The 21770-nt window shown below is 65.7% G+C and carries 22 protein-coding genes; 21 read left to right on the top strand and 1 reads right to left on the bottom strand.

Annotation, left to right across the window (positions count from 1 at the left end; genetic code table 11):
• Position 1 precedes the first annotated feature (1 nt).
• From GPA22_RS03085 to GPA22_RS02985, 21 genes are all read left to right on the top strand, one after another.
• Complete coding sequence (locus tag GPA22_RS03085; protein ID WP_169254639.1) at positions 2-811, top strand: acyl-CoA dehydratase activase; 810 nt, start codon at positions 2-4, stop codon at positions 809-811.
• Between the two features lie 38 nt (positions 812-849).
• Positions 850-1755 carry a benzoyl-CoA reductase, bzd-type, subunit Q gene (gene bzdQ, locus GPA22_RS03080; RefSeq protein ID WP_169254638.1) on the top strand — a complete coding sequence of 302 codons (906 nt, stop codon included), beginning with the start codon at positions 850-852 and terminating at the stop codon, positions 1753-1755.
• A 62-nt stretch (positions 1756-1817) separates the two neighbouring features.
• Positions 1818-2102, top strand: coding sequence for a ferredoxin (locus GPA22_RS03075; protein ID WP_169254637.1), 285 nt, complete (start codon positions 1818-1820; stop codon positions 2100-2102).
• Positions 2103-2142: 40 nt separating this feature from the next.
• Positions 2143-2442, top strand: a complete 300-nt coding sequence (locus GPA22_RS03070; RefSeq protein WP_246264030.1) for a hypothetical protein — start codon at positions 2143-2145, stop codon at positions 2440-2442.
• A gap of 51 nt (positions 2443-2493) precedes the next feature.
• On the top strand, positions 2494-2946 hold the full coding sequence (locus GPA22_RS03065; protein ID WP_169254635.1) for a GNAT family N-acetyltransferase: 453 nt from the start codon (positions 2494-2496) through the stop codon (positions 2944-2946).
• Between the two features lie 30 nt (positions 2947-2976).
• Complete coding sequence (locus GPA22_RS03060; RefSeq protein ID WP_169254634.1) at positions 2977-3618, top strand: CehA/McbA family metallohydrolase; 642 nt, start codon at positions 2977-2979, stop codon at positions 3616-3618.
• 57 nt (positions 3619-3675) lie between these two features.
• The gene (locus GPA22_RS03055) at positions 3676-6225 is read left to right on the top strand and encodes an FAD-dependent oxidoreductase (RefSeq protein ID WP_246264028.1); all 2550 of its coding nucleotides are present in this window, start codon (positions 3676-3678) and stop codon (positions 6223-6225) included.
• A 12-nt stretch (positions 6226-6237) separates the two neighbouring features.
• Positions 6238-6420 carry a hypothetical protein gene (locus GPA22_RS03050; protein ID WP_169254633.1) on the top strand — a complete coding sequence of 61 codons (183 nt, stop codon included), beginning with the start codon at positions 6238-6240 and terminating at the stop codon, positions 6418-6420.
• A gap of 45 nt (positions 6421-6465) precedes the next feature.
• Positions 6466-7245: an enoyl-CoA hydratase/isomerase family protein gene (locus GPA22_RS03045; RefSeq protein WP_169254632.1), complete on the top strand. Its 780-nt coding sequence runs from the start codon at positions 6466-6468 to the stop codon at positions 7243-7245.
• Between the two features lie 174 nt (positions 7246-7419).
• Positions 7420-8487: a 6-hydroxycyclohex-1-ene-1-carbonyl-CoA dehydrogenase gene (had, locus tag GPA22_RS03040; RefSeq protein ID WP_169254631.1), complete on the top strand. Its 1068-nt coding sequence runs from the start codon at positions 7420-7422 to the stop codon at positions 8485-8487.
• A gap of 35 nt (positions 8488-8522) precedes the next feature.
• Positions 8523-9656 carry a 6-oxocyclohex-1-ene-1-carbonyl-CoA hydratase gene (gene oah, locus GPA22_RS03035; RefSeq protein ID WP_169254630.1) on the top strand — a complete coding sequence of 378 codons (1134 nt, stop codon included), beginning with the start codon at positions 8523-8525 and terminating at the stop codon, positions 9654-9656.
• 155 nt (positions 9657-9811) lie between these two features.
• Positions 9812-10558: an SDR family NAD(P)-dependent oxidoreductase gene (locus GPA22_RS03030; protein ID WP_169254629.1), complete on the top strand. Its 747-nt coding sequence runs from the start codon at positions 9812-9814 to the stop codon at positions 10556-10558.
• A 58-nt stretch (positions 10559-10616) separates the two neighbouring features.
• Positions 10617-12218 (top strand): benzoate-CoA ligase family protein, encoded by a 1602-nt coding sequence (locus GPA22_RS03025; RefSeq protein ID WP_169254628.1) that lies wholly within the window; start codon positions 10617-10619, stop codon positions 12216-12218.
• A 65-nt stretch (positions 12219-12283) separates the two neighbouring features.
• On the top strand, positions 12284-13471 hold the full coding sequence (locus GPA22_RS03020; RefSeq protein ID WP_169254627.1) for an ABC transporter substrate-binding protein: 1188 nt from the start codon (positions 12284-12286) through the stop codon (positions 13469-13471).
• Positions 13472-13647: 176 nt separating this feature from the next.
• Positions 13648-14514 carry a branched-chain amino acid ABC transporter permease gene (locus GPA22_RS03015; RefSeq protein WP_169254626.1) on the top strand — a complete coding sequence of 289 codons (867 nt, stop codon included), beginning with the start codon at positions 13648-13650 and terminating at the stop codon, positions 14512-14514.
• A gap of 1 nt (position 14515) precedes the next feature.
• Entirely contained in the window at positions 14516-15493 is a 978-nt protein-coding gene (locus GPA22_RS03010) for a branched-chain amino acid ABC transporter permease (protein WP_169254625.1), read from the top strand.
• Positions 15486-16247, top strand: coding sequence for an ABC transporter ATP-binding protein (locus tag GPA22_RS03005; protein WP_169254624.1), 762 nt, complete (start codon positions 15486-15488; stop codon positions 16245-16247). The genes GPA22_RS03010 and GPA22_RS03005 overlap by 8 nt, the downstream gene beginning before the upstream one ends.
• The gene (locus GPA22_RS03000) at positions 16240-16956 is read left to right on the top strand and encodes an ABC transporter ATP-binding protein (RefSeq protein ID WP_169254623.1); all 717 of its coding nucleotides are present in this window, start codon (positions 16240-16242) and stop codon (positions 16954-16956) included. The genes GPA22_RS03005 and GPA22_RS03000 overlap by 8 nt, the downstream gene beginning before the upstream one ends.
• An 88-nt stretch (positions 16957-17044) precedes the next feature.
• Positions 17045-18403, top strand: coding sequence for an MFS transporter (locus GPA22_RS02995; RefSeq protein WP_169254622.1), 1359 nt, complete (start codon positions 17045-17047; stop codon positions 18401-18403).
• A 165-nt stretch (positions 18404-18568) separates the two neighbouring features.
• Positions 18569-20572, top strand: a complete 2004-nt coding sequence (locus GPA22_RS02990) for a methyl-accepting chemotaxis protein (protein ID WP_169254621.1) — start codon at positions 18569-18571, stop codon at positions 20570-20572.
• A 185-nt stretch (positions 20573-20757) separates the two neighbouring features.
• Entirely contained in the window at positions 20758-21114 is a 357-nt protein-coding gene (locus GPA22_RS02985; protein ID WP_169254620.1) for a DUF423 domain-containing protein, read from the top strand.
• Between the two features lie 33 nt (positions 21115-21147).
• Here GPA22_RS02985 and GPA22_RS02980 read toward each other — a convergent pair whose 3' ends face one another.
• Positions 21148-21681 carry a TPM domain-containing protein gene (locus GPA22_RS02980; protein ID WP_169254619.1) on the bottom strand — a complete coding sequence of 178 codons (534 nt, stop codon included), beginning with the start codon at positions 21679-21681 and terminating at the stop codon, positions 21148-21150.
• Positions 21682-21770: the final 89 nt, after the last annotated feature.

The following is a 21770-nucleotide window of genomic DNA, read 5'->3' as shown; positions in this document are numbered from 1 at the left end:
AATGATTACCGCTGGAATCGATATGGGCTCCCGCAGCGTCAAGGTTGTGCTGCTGGAACAAATCAAGGTCGAAGGTGCCAAGGAGCCGAGCTTCGCGGTCAAGAAGGCTCACCTGATGCTGCCGGGTGACCTCGACGCCGATCAGGCCGCCGAGAAGGCCTTCGACGCTGCGCTCGCCGAGGCAGGCGTGACGCGTGACCAGGTGAAGTCGATCTTCGCAACCGGTGCTGGCCGCGGCCAGGTGGCCTTCGCGACCGAAGGCGTCACCGAGATGACCGCCGGGGCGCGTGGTGCAGTGTTCATGTACCCGCAGGCCCGCACCGTGGTGGACGTCGGTGCAGAGGAAGGCCGCGGCATCAAGACCGACTCCGACGGCAAGGCGATCGACTTCGCCGGTAACGAGAAGTGCGCCGCGGGCGCCGGCTCGTTCGCCGAGGCGATGAGCCGCGCGCTGCAGCTGTCGCTCAAGGAATTCGGCGAGGCCAGCCTGAAGTCCGACAAGAGCATCCCGATGAACGCGCAATGCACCGTGTTCGCCGAGTCGGAAGTGGTGTCGCTGATCCACTCCTCGACGCCGAAGGAAGACATCGCCAAGGCGGTGCTGGATGCAGTGGCGAGCCGTGTCTGCGCGATGGTTCGTCGCGTCGGCATCGAAGGCAACGTGGTGCTGATCGGCGGCATGGGCCACAACCCCGGTTTCGTCCAGTCGCTGAAGACCGCGATGGACGTCGATGAGGTTCTCCTGCCCGAACTGCCCGAGTTCGTCAGCGCCCTGGGTTGCGCGCTGATTGCAGCCGAGCGCCTGCACTGAACCGACACGCGAACAGATACGGATTAAGGAGCGATCAAATGAATGCAGAAGTTGCTGCCGCCACCGCCGCCCCCGAGAAGAAGGAATTCTGGCGCTGGCAGGAAAATACCTGGTACGACGAGACCAAGAACTGGAAGGACGCCAAGATCATCACCTGCGGCATCGACGTCGGCTCGGTGTCGTCGCAGGCGGTGCTGGTCTGTGACGGCGAGCTGTACGGCTACAACAGCATGCGCACCGGCAACAACTCGCCGGACTCGGCAAAGAATGCGCTGCAGGGCATCATGGACAAGATCGGCATGAAGCTCGAGGACATCAACTATGTCGTCGGCACCGGCTACGGCCGGGTAAACGTGCCCTTCGCCCACAAGGCGATCACCGAGATCGCGTGCCATGCCCGCGGCGCGAACTACATGGGCGGCAACAAGGTGCGCACCATCCTCGACATGGGCGGCCAGGACTGCAAGGCCATCCATTGCGACGACAAGGGCAAGGTCACGAACTTCCTGATGAACGACAAGTGCGCAGCCGGTACCGGCCGCGGCATGGAAGTCATCTCCGACCTGATGCAGATCCCCATCGCCGAGCTGGGCCCGCGCTCCTTCGACGTTGAGACCGAACCGGAAGCCGTGTCGTCGATCTGCGTGGTGTTCGCGAAGTCCGAGGCACTGGGTCTGCTCAAGGCCGGCTACACGAAGAACATGGTGATCGCGGCTTACTGCCAGGCGATGGCCGAGCGCGTCGTGAGCCTGCTGGAGCGGATCGGCGTGGAAGAGGGCTTCTTCATCACCGGCGGTATCGCGAAGAACCCGGGCGTCGTGAAGCGGATCGAGCGTCTGCTGGGCATCAAGCAGATCGATACCAAGATCGATAGCCAGATCGCTGGCGCGCTGGGCGCCGCGCTGTTCGGCTACACGCTGATGCAGAAGCAGGCCGCCAAGTAATTGGCGCGAAGGCCGCGGCGGTCCGCAAGGGCGCCGCGGCGCATTGAATCCAGGAGAGGGAAATGATCGCGAACTACGGTTACAAGGACGGTTCCGGCGAGTACTACATCAGCATCGACACGGACAAGTGCATCGACTGTGCGGCCGAGCGGGCTTGCCTGAAGGCCTGTCCGCAGCAGATGTTCGAAATCATCACCGACGACTACGACGATGAAGTGGCGTGGGTGAAGAAGGAGAAGACCCGGGCACTCGCCTATGACTGTGCCGACTGCAAGCCGGCCGGCGGCTACACCGGCCTGCCCTGTACCACCGCCTGCACGCCGGGCGCGATCAAGCATTCCTGGTAAGGAGTAAACCATGTTCCCGGCGATGACGGAGGGTTCCAAGATGAGCACGAAGAAGACGATCCCGATCAAGCTGGCCGGTAGTGCCCCTCGCGAAGAGGAGGCTGAGGATCGGCTGCTGCGCGAAGGGTGGAAGCGGCTGACGACGATTGGCGAGCCGCGCTTGTCCGAGATCGCCGAAGCGTACCGGGGCATGGGTTTCGAGGTTCACGTCGAGAGCTACCAGACCGAGGGTGACGGCTGCACGACCTGCCTCGACACCGACCAGGAAATGGGGAAGGTCATCGGCACGGTATACACCCGCCGCTCGACGAAGCCCCAGCAGGAAGACGAACTGTTCTGAGAGGCGGCGCCGCGAACGGACGCGGAACTGCCAACCAAAGGAGATAGGTAAATGTCTGACCAGAAGCGTGTGATGCGGGTGCTGAAGAAGGAAGACCTGAATGCGATCGTCGAGATCGACGCTGCAGGGTCCAAGCAGAATCGTCGCGAGTACTACGAGCGGAAGCTGGAAGGGGTTCTCAATCCGCAGCACAACATCAACTCCTCCCTTGTGTGCGAGATCGACGGCAAGCTTGCCGGTTTCGTGATGGGCGACGTGTATTTCGGCGAGTTCGGCATTCCGGAGTCGACCGCGACGATCGACACGATCGGCGTCGATCCGCGCTTCCAGAATCGTGGCGTGGCGAGCGAACTGCTCGACCAGTTCATGATGAACATGAAGGCCGCGGGCGTGAAGAAGGTCTACACGCTGGTGAACTGGGACGACTTCGCGCTGGAGAAATTCTTCTCCCGCCAGCGCTTCTCGCCGTCCAAGCGCATCAACCTCGAGTACACCGTTTCCTGAGCGGCCAGGCCGGCGCGCGGAGTCCGTCCCATGTGGATCGATTGCCATTGCCATACCAAGTACTCCTACGACAACTGGCTGGAGCCGGTGGATCTGATCCGCCGCGCGAAGGAACTGGGACTCGACGGGGTGTGCATCACCGAGCATTACTCGTACGAAGCGTCGCTGCCTGTCGAACAGGTGGGGCGCGACGAGGGTTTCCTGGTGTTGCGCGGCGTGGAGATCGCAACCGATCGCGGGCACATGCTGGCGTACGGTATGCAGGATGACGGCTGGAACATCTGGGGGCGCGACAACTACCTCCCGATCAACGAGGTCATCGAGCATATCAACAGCATCGGCGGAATCTGCGTACCGGCTCATCCGTTCCGCGAGGTCGGGGTCGCGAGCCTGCTGCACGGGCTGCTCGACATCACCGGGATTGCCGCCGTGGAAACCCACAACGGCGGCAACCTCGACAGCGACAACGATCTGGCAATCAGTGCCGCTCGCCACATGGCCCTGCCAGCGCTGGGCGGCAGCGATTGCCACAAGACGATTGCCGTCGGACGGTGCGCGACGAAATTCTCGCAACCGGTCACCGACATGGCGAGTTTCATCGCGGCGGTCCGCGCTGGTGCCTGCCAGGGGAGCTACTACCCCGGTTACGCGCAACTCGCGCAGGCTGCCTGAGAAGGGCCGGACACGGGCACACGCTAAGCCCGGAGCAGAATAGAGGACGAGAGAGACATGGAAGCCGTACAGACATCGGAAATCAGGTGGTGGAAGGCGAGCAAGCCGGCGGGGATGGCCGAGTTCGGTGCGCCGGTGAAGCTGAGCATCGATGGCGTCGAGGTCGAGGCCCCGGTGGGTGCGTCGGTCCTGAATGCGGCGACCGCCGCGGGTCTCTACATTCCTGCGCTGTGCGCGCACCCCGATCTTCCGCCCGCCGGTCAGCGCGGCGCTGGCGACGGCGGCTGTAATCTGTGCATGGTCGAAATCGACGGTGTCGACGGGGTCGTGAAGGCCTGTTCGACCACCGTCACGGCCGGCATGGTCGTGACGACGAAGTCGCCGGCGATCCAGGAAGTGCGCCAGGCGAGCCTCGCCAAGATCCTCGGCCCGCACCCCCATGTCTGCCTGACCTGTCCGCAGCGCGACGGCTGTTCGCGCTCGCAGTGCTCCTATGGCAACCCGCAGGAAACGCGCTGCTGCACGATCTTCTCGTCCTGTGAGCTGCGCAAGGTCTCCGACTACATCGGCATTCCGAACACGACACCGCCGTACAAGCCGGTGCAGTTGCCGATCATCAAGGACGAACCCTTCTTCGATCGCGACTACAACCTCTGTATCGACTGCCGTCGTTGCCTCGTCGCCTGTAACGACGTGCGCGGCGTGGGCTGTCTCGAAGTCAAGGAAGTCGAGACGCCGCAGGGCAAGCGCACCTACGTCGGCACGATCGCGCCGACGTTGATCGAGTCCGGCTGTACCTTCTGCCAAGCCTGTGTGACCGTGTGCCCGACCGGCGCGCTGATGGACCGCACGCTCGACCCCGCCAAGCGCGAGGAGTCGATGGTGCCGTGCAAGAACGCCTGTCCGGCCGGCATCGATGTGCCGCGCTACGTGCAGCTCGCCGCCGAAGGCAAATACGGCGAAGCGATCGCGGTGGTGCGCGAGCGCCTGCCGTTCCCGGGCATCCTCGGCCGCGCCTGTTTCGCGATGTGCGAATCGGCCTGCCGCCGCAAGGATCTCGACGATCCGCTGTCGATCCGCAACCTGAAGCGCATCGCCGCCGACAACGACACGGGCATCTGGCGTGAGCATGCGAAGAAGCTGCCCGCGACCGGCAAGAAGGCCGCGGTGATCGGTGCCGGTCCGGCCGGTTTGACGGTGGCCTACTACCTCGCGAAGCAGGGGCACGGCGTCACGGTGTTCGACGCGCAGCCGGCTGCGGGCGGCATGGCGCGCTACGGCATCCCGTCCTACCGCGTGCCGGCCGAAGTGATCGACAACGAGGTCGCCGAGGTGTCGGCGCTGGGCGTCGAGTTCCGCTTCGGTGCGAAGGTCGAGAACGTCGATACGCTGTTCAATGACGGTTACGGCGCCGTGTTCGTCGGCATCGGCGCCCAAGGCGGCGACAAGCTGGGGATCCCCGGCGACGACCTGCCGGGCGTGGTCGACAGCCCGACCTACCTGAAGGCCGTGACGATGGGCCTCGTGAATACGCCCGAGGGCATCCAGACCGGCAAGAAGGTCGCGGTGATCGGCGGCGGCAACGTCGCGACCGACAACGCGCGCAGCTCGCGCCGCTTCGGCGCCGAGGTCGACATGGTGTATCGCCGCACCCGCGAGGAGATGCCGGCGCGCCTGGAGGAGTTCGAGGGCTGCGTGGAGGAGGGCGTGAATATCCGCTACCTGCTCGCGCCGAAGAAGATCGAGCCGGGCACCAACGGTTTCCGGCTGCAGATCACCTACGCGAAGATGGCGCTCGGCGAGGCGGATGCCTCCGGCCGCCGCAAGCCGGTCGAGACCGGCGAGGAAGTGGTCGAGGGCGTGGATCTGGTGATCGCCGCGATCGGCCAGTTCCCGAAGCGTTTCGAAGGCTTCGGCGTCGAGACGGACCGCAAGGGCCGCATCACGGTGCGCGAGGATTCGATGCTGACGAGCCGGCCCAAGGTCTATGCCGGCGGCGACTGCGTGCTCGGACCTTCGACGCTGATCGAGTCCGTGGCGCAGGGCCGGGTTGCGGCTTCGGCGATGGACATCGTGCTCGGCGGAGACGGCGACATCTCCGAAGTGCTGCTGCGCAACGGCTGGGAGACCAACCCGCGCATCGGCCGCAAGGAAGGCTTCAACAAGATCCGCAAGTTCCACCCGATCATGCTGGCGCCAGAACAGCGCACCGGCTGGGACGAGGTGGAACTCGGCTTCGACGACGCGACGGCCCGTGCCGAAGCAGCGCGCTGCTTCAAGTGCAACCTCGCGCCGAAGATCGCCGAGGCGATCCTGCCGCCGGAGTCCTCGCTGAAGTTCGACGAGGCGACGATCGCGTCCGTGCCGACCGAGTCGGGCGTGTTCCAGCTGCTCGACGGCAACAAGAACGTGCTGATGATCAAGGGCGTCGAGAACCTTCGCGAAGGCTTGATGGAGCAGCTTGAGCGCGGCGGCGACGCGACGAACTTCGTGTTCGAGGAAGCCGCGCTCTTCACCTCGCGCGAAAGCCAGATGATCCAGGCCTACCTGCAGCAGTTCGGGAAGATGCCCGGCGGCGGATCCGACGAACTCGACGACCTCTTCTGACCGGAGGCCGACATGGGACAGGTCATCGATTTCTGGTCGGCGGAGGAGATCCGCCCCGCCATCAAGCCGGAAGCGAAGTGCCGGTGCACGAATTGCGGCGCGGATCTATGGCATATCCGCTGCGACGGCGAGGTGTGCTGTGCGGACTGCGACGCGGTTTGCCCCTACCGGCTGCAGATGAAGAACGAGAACTGAAGTACTAAAACACGCAGAGCGAACGAGAACGAGGAGAGACACGAGATGAGTAGTGCGCAATTCCAGTTCATCACCTACGGCGTGGCCGACGGCCTCGCGACGCTGACGATCAACCGCCCGCCGTTCAACGTCCTCGACATCCCGACGATGGAGGAGATGAACGTCGCGCTGGACCGCTGCCTGGCGGACAACAGCGTGAAGCTGCTGATGATCACCGGTGCGGGCGAGAAGGCTTTCTCGGCCGGCGTCGAGGTCGCTGACCACACGCCGGACAAGGTCGATCGCATGATCGAGGTGTTCCACGGCATCTTCCGCCGCATGCAGCAGCTGCCGATTCCGACGCTGGCCGCGGTGAATGGCGTGGCGCTCGGGGGCGGCATGGAAGTGGCGATTGCGTGCGACATGCTCGTCGCGGCGTCCAACGCGAAGTTCGGCCAGCCGGAGATCAAGCTCGCGGTGTTCCCGCCGATCGCCGCGGTGCTGCTGCCGCGCCTGGTGCCGCCGGCGCGTGCGCTGGAGCTGTTGCTGGGCGGCGAGAACATCGGCGCGGACGAGGCGAAGGCGATCGGGCTGGTGAATCGCGTGTTCGCGAAGGAGAGCTTCGCCGCGGACGTGCAGGGCTTCGTCGCTCCGTTCCTGACGCTCAGCCGTGCAGCACTGGCCAGCACCCGCAAGACGATCCGCGCCGTGGCCGACAAGCCTTTCGCTGCCGCGCTCGACACCGCCGAGAACATCTACCTGAAGGAATTGATGAACACCGACGACGCGAAGGAAGGGCTGGCTGCCTTCCTGGAGAAGCGGAAGCCGGTTTGGCGGAACACCTAAGCGGGCCGTGGTGCTGACGACCCGCCCCCGACCGGGCGTGTTCCGCGCCTCGTTGGCGCAAGCGGACGCCTCGGCACGAAACACGCCCAATCGGGGGCTGCTGCGCGGCAAACCCTCGGGCCGTGCCTGAAACGAAGGTTTTGAAGATACGAAATCATACGTGGGAGACGAAGCGTGATTCCTGAATTCATCGATACCTGGCAGATGACCGAGCCGGGCAAGCTGCAGAAGACCCGTGTGCCGATGCCCGCCCTGGGCCCGGGCGACGTCGTCGTGAAGATCGCCGGCTGCGGCGTGTGCCATACCGACCTGTCCTACTACTACATGGGCGTGCCGACGGTGCAGAAGCCCCCGCTATCGCTGGGCCACGAGATCTCCGGCACGGTGATCGGCGGCGAAGCGTCGATGATCGGCAAGGAAGTGATCGTGCCGGCCGTCATCCCCTGCGGCGAGTGCGAGCTGTGCAAGACCGGTCGCGGCAACCGCTGCCTGTCGCAGAAGATGCCGGGCAATTCGATGGGCATCTACGGCGGCTATTCGAGCCACATCGTCGCGCAGTCGAAGTACCTGTGCGTGGTCGAGAACCGCGGCAGCACGCCGCTCGAGCACCTCGCGGTGGTCGCCGATGCCGTGACGACGCCTTACCAGGCCGCGGTGCGCGCCGACCTGAAGAAGGATGACCTGGTGATCGTCATCGGCGCCGCGGGCGGCGTCGGCAGCTTCATGGTGCAGACCGCCAAGGGCATGGGCGCGAAGGCCGTGATCGGCATCGACATCAATGAAGAAAAGCTGACGATGATGAAGGACTTCGGTGCCGACTTCATCATCAATCCGAAGGACAAGAGCGCGAAGGACGTCAAGGAGCTGTTCAAGGGCTTCTGCAAGGAGCGCGGCCTGCCGTCGAACTACGGCTGGAAGATCTTCGAGGTCACCGGCAGCAAGCCCGGCCAGGAGCTCGCGCTGTCGCTGCTGTCCTTCACCGGCAAGCTCGTGATCGTCGGTTACGGCACGGCCGAGACGAACTACATGCTCTCCAAGCTGATGGCCTTCGATGCCGAGATCATCGGCACCTGGGGCTGCCCGCCGGACCGCTACGCCGCCGTGCGCGACATGTGCCTGGACGGCCGCATCAAGCTCGGACCTTTCGTCGAGACGCGTCCGATGAGCCAGATCGAACAGGTGTTCGACGAGGCACACCACGGCAAGCTCAAGCGTCGCGTCATCCTGACGCCCGATTTCTGATTTCACGCACCACTGGACATAACAGGAGACATCTCATGGCACTCGATTGGCTGCCCCGCGACAACGAAACCAAGGATCACGCCCTGCTCGGTCACGAGCATTTCGGCACCGAGGCGCCCTCGGTCATCTTCGAAAAGCGTCCCGTGACGGACCCGCAGGGTAATCAGGTTCCGGGCCTGTACGCCGCGTGGATCATCCTGAACAACCCGAAGCAGTACAACTCCTACACGACCGAGATGGTCAAGGGCGTCATCGCCGGGTTCCAGCGCGCCTCCGGCGACCGCACGGTCACGGCGGTGGTGTTCACCGCGATGGGCGACAAGGCGTTCTGCACCGGTGGCAACACCGAGGAATACGCGTCCTACTATGCCCGTCGCCCGAACGAGTACGGCGAGTACATGGATCTGTTCAACGCCATGGTCGACGGCATACTGAACTGCAAGAAGCCGGTGATCTGCCGCGTCAATGGCATGCGCGTCGGCGGCGGCCAGGAGATCGGCATGGCGACCGACATCACGATCACGTCCGACATGGCGGTGTTCGGCCAAGCCGGCCCGAAGCACGGCAGCGCGCCGGATGGCGGCTCCACGGACTTCCTGCCGTGGATGCTGAACATGGAAGACGCGATGTACAACTGCATCTCGTGCGAGCCGTGGAGCGCGTACAAGATGAAGTCGAAGAACCTCATCACCAAGGTCGTGCCGGTGCTGAAGAACAAGGACGGCGAATGGGTCCGCAACCCGCTCGTCCGCACCGATGCCTACGTCGATGACGGCGAGCTGGTCTACGGCGAGCCGGTCGCGGCCGACAAGGTCCAGGCGGCGAAGGATCTGATCGGCCAATGCGCGACCGATTTCTCGCGCCTCGACGCGGAAGTCAATGCGCTCGTGTGGAAGTTCACGAACCTCTTCCCGCAGTGCCTGATCAAGTCGATCGACGGCATCCGCGGCAAGAAGAAGTTCTTCTGGGACCAGCTGAAGCTCGCCAACCGGCACTGGCTCGCGGCGAACATGAATCACGAGGCGTACCTCGGCTTCACCGCCTTCAACAACAAGAAGGCGACCGGCAAGGACGTCATCGACTTCATCAAGTTCCGCCAGCTCGTCGCCGAAGGCGCCATGTTCGACGACAACTTCGCCGAGCAGGTCCTGGCGAAGCCCAAGGCCTGATGCCTGGGCAGCTAAACGTTTCATAAGGTCTCTCCCTTCCCGGGGTGGTGGATACGGCATCGGCTGTCTCCTCCCACCCCGGCCTTTTCTCTACCGGGGGAGCATTGCAGTTCACCGGCGGATCGACGACCGCCACGCAGTGACAGGGGACTCGCATGCAGTTGAAAGACAGGGTCGCAATCGTGACCGGAGCGGGGCAGGGCATCGGGGCGGCCGTTGCGAAGGCCTATGCAAAAGAGGGCGCGAAGGTTGCGGTGATCGATCTCGATCAGGCGACCGCAGACCGCGTGGCCGGACAGATCGTCGAGGCCGGCGGACAGGCGATCGGGGTGGCGTGCAACGTCGCGGACCGCGAGCAGGTCGAAGCGATGGCCGCCAAGGTCAATGCGCAATGGGGCCGCATCGACATCCTCGTCAATAACGCCGGCATCACGCGCACGGCGATGCTCAACAAGATGACGCCGGACCAGTGGAACCAGGTGCTGGCGGTGCATCTCACCGGCGCATTCAACTGCCTGCAGGCCGTGGTCGGCGGCATGATCGAGCGCCAGTACGGGCGCATCATCTACGTGACGTCCACCGCCGGCGTGCTCGGCACGATCGGGCAGATCAACTACAGCGCCGCGAAGGCCGGCGTGCTCGGCATGACCAAGAGCACCGCCAAGGAGCTGGCGCGCTACAACATCACCGCGAATGCGATTGCGCCGGGAGCGGCGACGCCGATGACCGAGACGATCCGCACCGACGAACGATTCAAGGAAAAGTACCTCGACCGCATTCCGCTCGGGCGCTGGGCCGAGCCGGAGGAAATTACCCCGGTGTTCGTGTTCTTCGCTTCGGATGCGGCGAACTACGTGACGGGACAGATTCTGGCAGCCGACGGCGGACTAACGATTCACTAGATCCCGCCGCCGCAAGGAGATGCCAGACCGATACGAACGACAAGGAGAGGAGGAGCAAATGGCAGAACTTAGCGCCGCGGATCAGAGCGTCAGCCCACCGCGAATCACGATTCCGCGTGAATACAACGCCGCGCACGACCTGATCGAGCGCAACCTGCGCGCTGGGCGCGGCGGCAAGACGGCGGTGATCGACCAGGCGGGGAGCTATACGTATGCGCAACTCGCCGAGCGCGTCGATCGCTTCGCGCACGCCCTGGGCGAGATGGGCATCCGCATGGAGGAGCGGGTGCTGCTGTGCCTGCTCGACACCGTCGATTTCCCCACGGCCTTCCTCGGCTGCATCAAGGCCGGCGTCGTGCCGATCCCCGTCAACACCCTGCTGACGGCATCCGACTACACCTACATGCTGCGCGACAGCCGTGCGCGCGGCCTGGTCGTCTCGTCGGCCCTGCTGCCGGCTTTCACCAGCGCGATCGAAGCCAGCCCCTTCATCAAGAACGTGATCGTCTCGGGCGGCGACGCCGGCACCCGCGGCGGACATCTCGACTTCGCCGAACTGATCGCGTCGCCGCGCCCGCCGTACGAGGCCGCGCAGACCTGCTGCGACGATCCCTGTTTCTGGCTGTATTCGTCCGGGTCGACCGGCGCCCCGAAGGGCACGGTGCACCTGCACTCGAGCCTGATCCATACCGCCGAGCTGTACGCGAAGCCGATCCTCGGCGTGACCGAGGACGACGTCGTTTTCTCCGCGGCGAAGTTGTTCTTCGCCTACGGCCTGGGCAACGGCCTGACTTTTCCGCTGGCCGCCGGTGGCACGGCGGTGCTGATGGCCGAACGGCCGACGCCGGACGCAGTGTTCCGCGTGCTGCGCGAGCATCAGCCGACGATCTATTGCGGCGTGCCGACGCTCTACGCGTCGATGCTGGCGAGCCCGGCACTGCCGGGGCGCGAGGAACTGTCCATCCGCCGCTGCACGTCTGCCGGCGAGGCGCTGCCGGCGGAAGTCGGCAAGCGCTGGACCGAGCACTTCGGCGTCGAAATCCTGGACGGACTCGGCTCGACCGAGATGCTGCACATCTTCCTTTCGAACAGGTCAGGTGACGTGCATTACGGCACCAGCGGCAAGCCAGTGCCAGGATACGAGTTGCGCCTGATCGGCGACGACGGCGCGGAGGTCGCGCAAGGCGAGGCGGGCGAACTCCAGGTGCGCGGGCCGACCAGCGCGGCGCTCTACTGGAACAACCGCACGAAGAGCCGCGAGACCTTCATCGGCCAGTGGACGCGCAGCGGCGACAAGTACAGCCAGGATGCGGACGGCAACTACGTGTACGCCGGGCGCAACGACGACATGCTCAAGGTCGGCGGCATCTACGTTTCGCCGATCGAGGTCGAATCGGCGCTCATCACGCATGCTGCGGTGCTCGAAGCGGCGGTGGTCGGAAAGGCGGACGATGACGGCCTGATCAAGCCGCTGGCCTTCGTCGTGCTGAAACCGGGGCGCATGCCCGCGGCGGACCTTGCGGACGAGCTGAAGCTCCACGTCAAGAGCAAGCTCGCACCGTACAAGTACCCGCGCTGGCTGGAGTTCGTCGAAGAGTTGCCCAAGACGGCAACCGGCAAGATCCAGAGATTCAAGCTTCGGTCGCTTTCAGGGGCGTAGATCCCGTAGCGCACACATAAATAACCAGAGCCGCTCAAGCGGCCTAACCAAAGGAGGAGTGTGAAATGGAGCAAGGATTCAATCGCCGTCGTTTCCTGCTGTCCACTGCCGGTATCGCGGGAGGGCTTGCCCTGCCCGGAGCGCCGCTTTTTGCGCAGAGCGCCAACAAGATCCGCGTCGGCCTGATGCTGCCGTACACCGGGACTTACGCGTCGCTGGGCAACGCGATCACCAACGGCTTCAAGCTTGCCGTGGAGCAGGGTGGCGGCAAGCTCGGCGGACGCCAAATCGAGTACTTCACCGTCGATGACGAGTCGGACGCCGCGAAAGCGCCCGAGAACGCCAACAAGCTGATCAAACGCGACAACGTCGACGTCCTGATCGGCACCGTGCATTCGGGCGTGGCGCTGGCGATGACGCGTGTCGCGCGCGAGACGAAGTCGCTGCTGATCGTCCCGAACGCCGGCGCGGACGAGATCACGGGCCCGCTGTGCTCGCCCAACATCTTCCGCACCTCGTTTTCGGCCTGGCAGCCCGCTTACGCGATGGGGCAGGTGATGGCCGAGAAGAAGCACAAGAACGTCGTCACGCTGAGCTGGAAATATTCCTTCGGCGAGCAGTCGGTCGCGGGCTTCAAGGAGGCGTTCGAGAGAGCGGGCGGCAAGGTCGTGAAGGAGATGTACCTGCCGTTCCCGAACGTCGAGTTCCAGCCTTACCTCACCGAGATCGCCGCGCTCAAGCCCGACGCCGTGTTCGTGTTCTTCGCGGGCGGTGGCGCGGTGAAGTTCGTGAAGGACTACGACGCCGCGGGCCTGAAGAAGACCATCCCGCTTTACGGCTCGGGCTTCCTCACCGACGGCACGCTGGAAGCGCAGGGCGATTCCGCCGAGGGCATCCTCACCACGCTGCACTACGCCGACGGGCTCGACATCGCCCGGGACAAGGCTTTCCGCACCGCCTACGCGATGGCATTCAAGATGCAGCCGGACGTGTATGCCGTGCAGGGCTATGACGCGGCGCAGCTGTTCGCGGCGGGACTTGCCGGCGTCGGCGGTGACGTCACGAAGCGCGAGGGGCTGGTCGCGGCAATGGAGAAGGCGACGATCGACAGTCCGCGCGGGCGCTTCACGCTGTCGAAGGCGCACAACCCCGTGCAGGACATCTATCTCCGCAAGGTGGAGGCCAAGCAGAACAAGGTTATCTCGGTCGCCGCGAAGGCGCTGGCCGATCCGGCGCGCGGCTGCCGGATGTAATCCGGTCGCCAGCCCCGGCGGGGCGTGCGCGGGCGCGACGTAAGGGACGCCCCCGCGCAGGACACGCCCCGCCGGCGCGGCACCACTGCTTCAGGCGGCGTTCGCCCTCGCGGCGGCGCACGCCCGATTCGGCTCACCTTCACACGGGCGCAGGCTGCGCCCGGAGGGATACGGCGATGGATTTCTCGACCTTCCTCATCCAGCTGCTGAACTCGCTTCAGTACGGGCTGCTGCTGTTCCTGGTGGCCAGCGGACTGACGCTGATCTTCGGCATCATGGGCATCATCAACCTTGCCCACGGCAGCTTCTACATGATGGGCGCCTACATGGCGTTCTCGCTGACCTCGCTGTCGGGCAACCTGCTCGTGGCCGTCATCGTCGGCATCGCACTCAGCGCGCTGATCGGCTTCCTGCTCGAATGGGGGCTCTTCAGCAGGCTCTACAAGCGCGACCACCTCGACCAGGTGCTGCTGACCTACGGCCTGATCCTGATCTTCGAGGAGCTGCGCAGCCTGATCGTCGGCGATGACGTGCATGGCGTGCCGATCCCCGAGCTCCTGTCGGCATCGATCCAGTTGAGCGAAACCCTCAGCTACCCGGTGTATCGGCTGTTCATGTCCGGCGTATGCATCCTGCTCGCCGCGCTCATGTACTGGCTGATCCGCTACACGCGCCTCGGGATGATGATCCGCGCGGGCAGCTCCAACCGCGAGATGGTGCAGGCGCTGGGCATCAACATCGACCTGATCTACCGCATCGTGTTCGGTCTCGGCGTGACGCTCGCGGCCTTCGCGGGGATGCTCGCGGCGCCGGTGTCGTCGGTGTATCCGGGCATGGGCAACCAGGTGCTGATCATCTGCTTCGTCGTCGTCGTGATCGGCGGCGTCGGATCGGTGTGGGGCGCGCTCGTCGCGGCGCTGCTGATCGGCCTGACCGACACCTTCGGCAAGGTGATCGCGCCCGACTACGCGGGGCTGGCCGTGTATGTGCTGATGGCCGCGGTGCTGCTGTGGCGGCCCGAAGGCATCTTCCGGAGGATCTGACATGCCGCTGCCCGCCAAGAAGAAGCGCAACTACCTCCCGCTGGTGCTGCTGGCGCTGGCCCTGTTCCCGATCTTCGGCTCGACCTATTACAACGAGCTCATCGCGAAGATCATGATCATGACGATCTTTGCGATGAGCCTCGACCTGCTGGTCGGCTTCACCGGCCTGGTGAGCTTCGGCCATGCGGCCTTCTTCGGGGTCGCCGCCTACAGCGTCGTGCTGCTGTCGCCGAAGTACGATCCGGGGAACCTGTGGCTCGTGCTGCCGGGGGCGATCCTCACCGGCGCCGCGGTCGCCTTCGTCGTGGGGCTGTTCGTGCTGCGCACGAAGGGCATCTACTTCATCATGGTGACGCTGGCGTTCGCGCAGATGATCTACTTCGTCTTCCACGACACGCCGCTCGGCGGGGGGTCGGATGGCGCCTTCCTGAACGTGAAGCCGGAACTGCGCATCGGCGAGAAGGTGCTGCTCGACCTCAACGAGCCGATGCAGTTCTACTACATCGTGCTCGCCTTCCTGGTCGTCGCCTACGTGTTCCTGCGCGTGCTGCTGCGCTCGCCGCTCGGGCACGCGCTGGCGGGCATCAAGAGCAACGAGCACCGCATGGTGTCGCTGGGCTTTCCGGTCTTCCTCTACAAGCTCGCGGGCTTCGTCACCGCAGGCGGACTCGCGGGGCTCGCCGGCTTCCTCTCGGCCTGCCAGTTCGGCTTCGTCACCCCGGAAATCCTCTCGTGGCACCAGTCCGGCAACGTGCTGCTGATGGTGATCCTGGGCGGCATGGGAACGCTCAACGGCGCGGCGATCGGCGCCTTCGCCTTCGTCGTGCTGCAGGAAGTCTTTGGCGCGCTGACGAAGCACTGGCAGCTGCTGATGGGGGCGGTGATCGTCACCGTGGTGATGGTCCTGCCGGGCGGGCTGTCGAGCCTGCCCAGACGCCTGAAGGGGCTTCTGATCGGAGGAGGGGCCCGCCATGGCTGAACTCGTGCTCTCCGCGCGCGGGCTGTCTCGCCGCTTCGGCGGCCTGTACGCGAACAGGGACGTGTCGCTCGACATGCACAAGGGCGTGCTCCACGCGGTGCTGGGGCCCAACGGCGCGGGCAAGTCGACGCTGATCAACCTGCTTTCGGGCGACCTGCCGCCGTCGGGCGGGCAGATCCTCCTTCGCGGGCAGGACATCTCGGGCTGGAGCCCGGACAGGCGCTCGCGCAACGGCATCGGCCGCAGCTACCAGCGCACCAACATCTTCCCCGGCTTCACGGTGTTCGAGAACTGCCGCCTCGCCGCGCAGTCGCGCACCCCGCGCGCGCTGCGCATCTTCTCGCACGCCACCGGCTACGCCGACCTGTGCGAGGCGGCGGACAAGGCGATCGGGCAGGCGGGGCTCTCCGCGCGGCGCGACGTCGTCGCCGGCACGCTCAGCCACGGCGAGCAGCGCCAGCTGGAGATCGCGATGGTGCTCGCGACGACACCGTCGGTGCTGCTCCTCGACGAGCCGCTCGCCGGCATGGGGCCGGAGGAATCGCAGGCGATGGTCGGCCTGCTGAAGAAGCTCACGCCGGATCACGCGATCCTGCTCGTCGAGCACGACATGGACGCTGTCTTTGCCGTCGCGGACGTGATCACGGTGATGGTGACCGGACAGGTGCTCGAGAGCGGCCCGCCGGAGCAGATCCGCGAAAGCGTGGCGGTGCAGGAAGCCTACCTTGGCGCAGGAGAACCCGACGATGAGTGACATCCTTCTGGAAGCCGAAGGGCTGCATTCCTTCTACGGCACGAGCCACATCCTGCACGGCATCGACTTCCGCATCAGCCGCGGCGAGACCGTCGGCCTGATGGGGCGCAACGGCATGGGCAAGACGACGCTGATCCGCAGCATGCTCGGCCACGTGCGCCCGCGCCACGGCCGCGTCGCGGTGCGCGGCAAGACGATGACCGGCGCGCGGCCCTATCTGATCGCGCGCAAGGGCATCGCCTACGTGCCCGAGGGCAGGGGGATCTTCCCGAACCTGTCGGTGCGCGAAAACCTGCTCATGGCCGCGAAACCGGGCGTCGACGGGCGCCGCGACTGGACCTACCAGCGCGTGCTCGACACCTTCCCGCGGCTCGGCGAACGCCTCACCAACGGCGGCAACCAGCTCTCGGGCGGCGAGCAGCAGATGCTCACGATCGGCCGCGCGCTGATGACGAACCCGGACCTGCTGATCCTGGACGAGGCGACCGAAGGCCTGGCGCCGCTGATCGCCAAGGAGATCTGGTACATCATCCGCCAGATCCGTGCCACCGGCATCGCCACCATCGTCATCGACAAGAACCATGCGGCAGTGACGTCGATTTCCGACCGGAACGTCATTCTCGTGAAAGGCCAGGTCGCCCACGAGGCGAGCAGCGCCGACCTTCGCGCGAATCCCGACGTGCTGCACAAACACCTGGGCGTGAGCTGAGGGCCCATCACCGGGACACCCATCACCAAACCGCAGGGCCTCACAGGGCGCCCTGAGGCATTACAACGATTCACGGAGACACGGCAGCATGAGAAACATCGATGTACACAAACTGATCGACGAGGCGAAATTCAATCGCTTCCACTGGCAGGTCCTCTTCTGGTGTGCCCTGATCATCATCTTCGACGGCTACGACCTCGTGATCTACGGCGTCGTGCTGCCGGTGCTGATGAAGGAATGGAACCTCACGCCGATCCAGGCCGGCACTCTCGGCAGCTACGCGCTGTTCGGCATGATGTTCGGCGCCCTGATCTTCGGCCCGATGTCCGACCGCTTCGGGCGCAAGAAGGTGATCGCGGTGTGCGTGACCCTGTTCAGCCTGTTCACCTTCATCAACGGCTTCGCGCGCGATGTCACCGAGTTCGCGGTCTGCCGCTTCATCGCGGGACTGGGGATCGGCGGCGTGATGCCCAACGTCGTCGCCCTGATGACCGAGTACTCGCCGAAGAAGCTGCGCACGACGCTCGTCGCGATCATGTTCAGCGGCTATTCGGTGGGCGGGATGCTGTCGGCGGGCCTGGGCATCTACCTGATCCCGTCCTTCGGCTGGTCCTCGGTGTTCTTCATCGCCGGATTGCCGCTGCTGCTGCTGCCCGTGATCCTGTACTTGCTGCCCGAATCGATCGGCTTCCTTCTCCACTCCAATCGCGACCGCGAGGCCGCCATCCTGCTCGCGCGCGTCGAAGGAAGCTTCGTCCCGCAACCCGGCGACCGCTACGACTTCCCGACGGGCAAGACCGGCCACGTTCCGCTCGTGGCGCTGTTCAAGCACGGCCGCGCGCTCAGCACGGTGATGTTCTGGGTCGCGTTCTTCATGTGCCTGCTGATGGTCTACGCGCTCGCGTCGTGGCTGCCGAAGCTGATGACGCAGGCGGGCTACGGGCTCGGCTCGAGCCTCTCCTTCCTGCTGGTGCTGAACCTCGGGGCCATCTTCGGCGCCGTCGGCGGCGGGGTCGTGGCGGATCGCCTGCACCTGAAGACCGTGCTGATGATCTTCTTCGTGATCGGCGCGTTCTCGATCAGCCTGCTCGGCTACAAGAGCCCGACCGAGGTCCTGTACGTCCTCGTCGCGCTCGCGGGGGCGACCACCATCGGTTCGCAGATCCTGCTGTACGCCTATGCCGCGCAGTTCTATCCGATGGCGATCCGCTCGACCGGCATCGGCTGGGCCTCCGGCGTCGGCCGCAGCGGCGCGATCCTCGGGCCCATCGTCGGCGGCACGCTGCTCGCGATGGCAATGCCGCTGCACTTCAATTTCCTGTTCTTCGCCATTCCCGGCGCCATTGCGGCACTCGCCGTGTCGCTGGTGGCCCGCAGCGCGCCGCACGCGCCCGAGGAAGAGGAGCCGCTCGCCTTCGCCGGTGAAATCGGCGTCGTGGCCGAGTAAGGCTGCCTTGTACGGCCCGCCCCGCGGTCGGGGCGGGCCGTTTGCCGCGGAATCGCCGAACCATTCGTAGCGACAACGGCCAACGATTACAATTTGTAATAAAAACGACACACGCACCCGCTAGCCTCGGTCGATCCGTATCAGTCTCCAGCGAATCCCAAGGCCGTGTTCAAGCGACTCCTCCAACCCACGATCTGGCTTGCCGGACGCCTGAGTTTCCGTCACAAGCTGCTCGGCGCGTTCCTGCTGTTTTCCCTGCCCCTGGCCGGCACCACCGCGCTGCTGCTGCACGACGCGTCGCAGTCGATCGACCGCATCGCCCTGCAGCGGCAAGGCCTCGCGCTGCAGATGCCCGTCCTCGGACTGGTGCGCAGCGTGCAGGACCATTACGCCGCGTCCCTGGCAAGCGCACACGGCGACACCGCGCTCGACGCGCACATCGCGCAGTCGGCCAGCGAATTCGAACGCGCCGCACCGGCCGCACTCGACCACCCCCTTGCCGGCGACGACGGCAGTCGCATCCGCCGACAATGGGACGAGCTTGCCCGGCAACGCTTCGAGGACGCCGATCAGGTCCGCGAAGCACATGAGCGCATGCTGGACGAGCTCTTCCGCCTGCGTGACGTTATCGTCGACCGGAGCAGGTTGGGCCTGCAGGACGAGCTCTCCGTGCAGGTGGCAATCGGCATCCTTAACGATCAACTCGCCCCGCTGGTGCACAACCTCGGACAGGCGCGCGACACCGGTACCGGCGTCCTTGCCCGCGGCCGCATCGGCTCGGCGCAGCGCGACGCGCTGAGCATGTTGCGCGGCAGCTTCGACACGCTCCTGACGTGGATGAGCAAGAGCATCGAAAAGACCGGCGCGGTCGCCCCGGCAACCGGCAAGGCGCTCGCCGCGCCGCTGGACGCGCTCAACCTCGCGACCCTCGGCCTGCAGGAACTCCTCACGACCAAGCTCATCAACACGACCGAGTTCGACATCCCCGCGGCCGACTTCCACGCCAAGGGCAGCGCCGCCCTCGATGCCGCCCTGGCCTTCGGCGCAGCGCTCACGCCCGGAATCGACGGGCTGATGGCGACGTCCGAAGCCAAGGCACGGACGACCTTCCACGCGGGCATGATCGTGTTCGGTGCGACCATCGTGCTGCTGGGCTGGATATTTTCCGGCGCCTATTCGTCGATCACGGGCTCCATCGGGGAACTCGAAGGCGCCGTCCGTGCGATGACGGCGGGCGATCTCCGTACCCGCGTCGCCGTGCGCACGCGCGACGAGATCGGCCACGTCGGCAGCGGCTTCAACGCCATGGCGCAGAGCTTCGCCGAGCTCATCGGCAAGGTCGCTGCCGCCGCAGGCGACACACAATCCGCGGCCGGCATCCTGACCGACCAGATCGGGCACGTAACCACCGCCTCGGGCCGCCAGAGCGAGACCGCGGCCAGCTCGTCCAGCTCCGTGCAGCAGCTTGCGGTCAGCGTTCAGGAGGTCGCCGTCCACGCCGAAGACACGAGCCGCATCGTGCGCCAGGCGGCCGATCTCTCCGCCGAGGGCCGCGACGTGGCCGATCGGGCGAAGGCCGAGATGCAGCGCGTCGTCGAGGACATCGCCGCTGCGGTCGACGCCGTGCTGGCGCTGGAGGAACGCTCGCGCAACGTGGATCACGTGATAGGCGTGATCGCCGAGATCGCCGATCAGACCAACCTGCTCGCGCTCAATGCGGCGATCGAGGCCGCACGCGCCGGCGAAGTAGGGCGCGGCTTTGCGGTGGTCGCCGACGAAGTCCGCAAGCTCGCCGACCGTACCGGGAAATCCACGCGCGAGATCGAGGAAACGATCCGCGAGATGCGCGGCAGCATCCAGGACGTGGTGGCCCGCATCCGCCAGGGCAGCGACCGCGTGGACGCGAGCTCGGCGAGCTTCTCGCAGGTCCGCGACACGCTCGCTTCCATCCACGAAGAGGTATCGCACTCGGCCAGCCTCGTGAACGACATCGTCGTCGCGACCCGTGCGCAGACCGAAGCCAGCACCGACATCGCGCGCAGCATCGAGCGCATGTCGGCGATGGCGGACGAGAACCACTCCGCGGCCCGCCACACCGGCAGCATCATCGATGAACTGCAGTCGCTCTCCGGCGGACTGCGGCACGCGGTCTCCGGCCTGCGGGTCTGACGGCGGCCCGACGGCCGGCGTTTCGTCGGATTGCATGGCCGGGGATTGCGTGGCCGGGAGCGGCAGGGGACACTATCCGTTCATATCGTCGGCAGCGTCCCAGGGCGATCACTCTGCCGCACGGTCATATCGTGCGGGAATCCAACGCTTCACGGCATCCGTTGCGTCGCAACGGGCGAAAACTCATGAACCGATTCATCCTGATCGCCGGCAGCCTGCTCGCCGGGCTGGGCGTTGCCCTCGGGGCCTTTGGCGCGCACGGCCTGCGCAATGTGCTCGGCCCCGCCGAACTCGGCTGGTGGAACACCGCCGTGCAGTACCAGATGTGGCACGCCACCGGGCTGCTCGCGCTCGGCGCCTGGCGACTCCCGAATGCAGGGCTCGCCGCGGTGCTGCTCGTGCTCGGCACGCTGATCTTTTCCGGTAGCCTGTACGTGATGGCGCTGAGCGGCTGGCGCGTGCTGGGGATGATCACGCCGATCGGCGGCACGCTGATGATCGCCGGCTGGCTGCTGCTCGCGTGGCGGGGCCTGTGCGGGTAACGGTAAGGGAAGGGTATCGCCCCGGGGCGCCGCTCAGCGCACGACGGGCCGGTTCGGCAACTGGTTCGACCTTGCTGCGCCGTCGGCATCCGTCGCGGGGAAACCGGACCTGAGTACCGCGCTCACCGCGTCGATCGTCCGCTCCAGACCTTCCTCGTAGCGGTTCGCCCGGAATGCGGGCGTGACGTCGGCGATCATGCGCTGCCATTCCGCCTCGCTCACGGTCCGCGCCACGGCGCGGTCGGCGACGATTTCGACGCGGTGTTCCGCCAGCTGCAGGTAGATCAGGACGCCGTTGTTGAGCTCCGTGTCCCAGACGCGCAGCTTGCCGAACAGGGTCACGGCGCGTTCGCGCACGACGGCGGCGATCGGCGCCCCCTTTAGATGGCGCCACAGGTAGCTCATGGGAAGGCTCGCCTCGACGCACAGGCAGATCTCGCCCGTGTGCTGCCGCTCGCTCTCGCGCACGCGCGCCTCCAGACGCCGTATCGCGTCGGGCCCGACCGCCCGCCGTGCATCGGCGGCGTCCAGCCACAGGTGACGAACGAGGCGGGCGAGGGCGCTCATTGCCTGCCCCCCGACGTGGCGTTCGTTTTCCCTACCATCGCCCTGACGCGCCTCCGCCGCCGAAACTCCCACCCCCGCCGGAGCCGAAC

It is taken from the genome of Aromatoleum toluvorans (assembly GCF_012910905.1).
Classification (GTDB): domain Bacteria; phylum Pseudomonadota; class Gammaproteobacteria; order Burkholderiales; family Rhodocyclaceae; genus Aromatoleum; species Aromatoleum toluvorans.
Note: the sequence above shows the minus strand (reverse complement) of the source record. Positions and strands in the feature narration are given on the sequence as shown.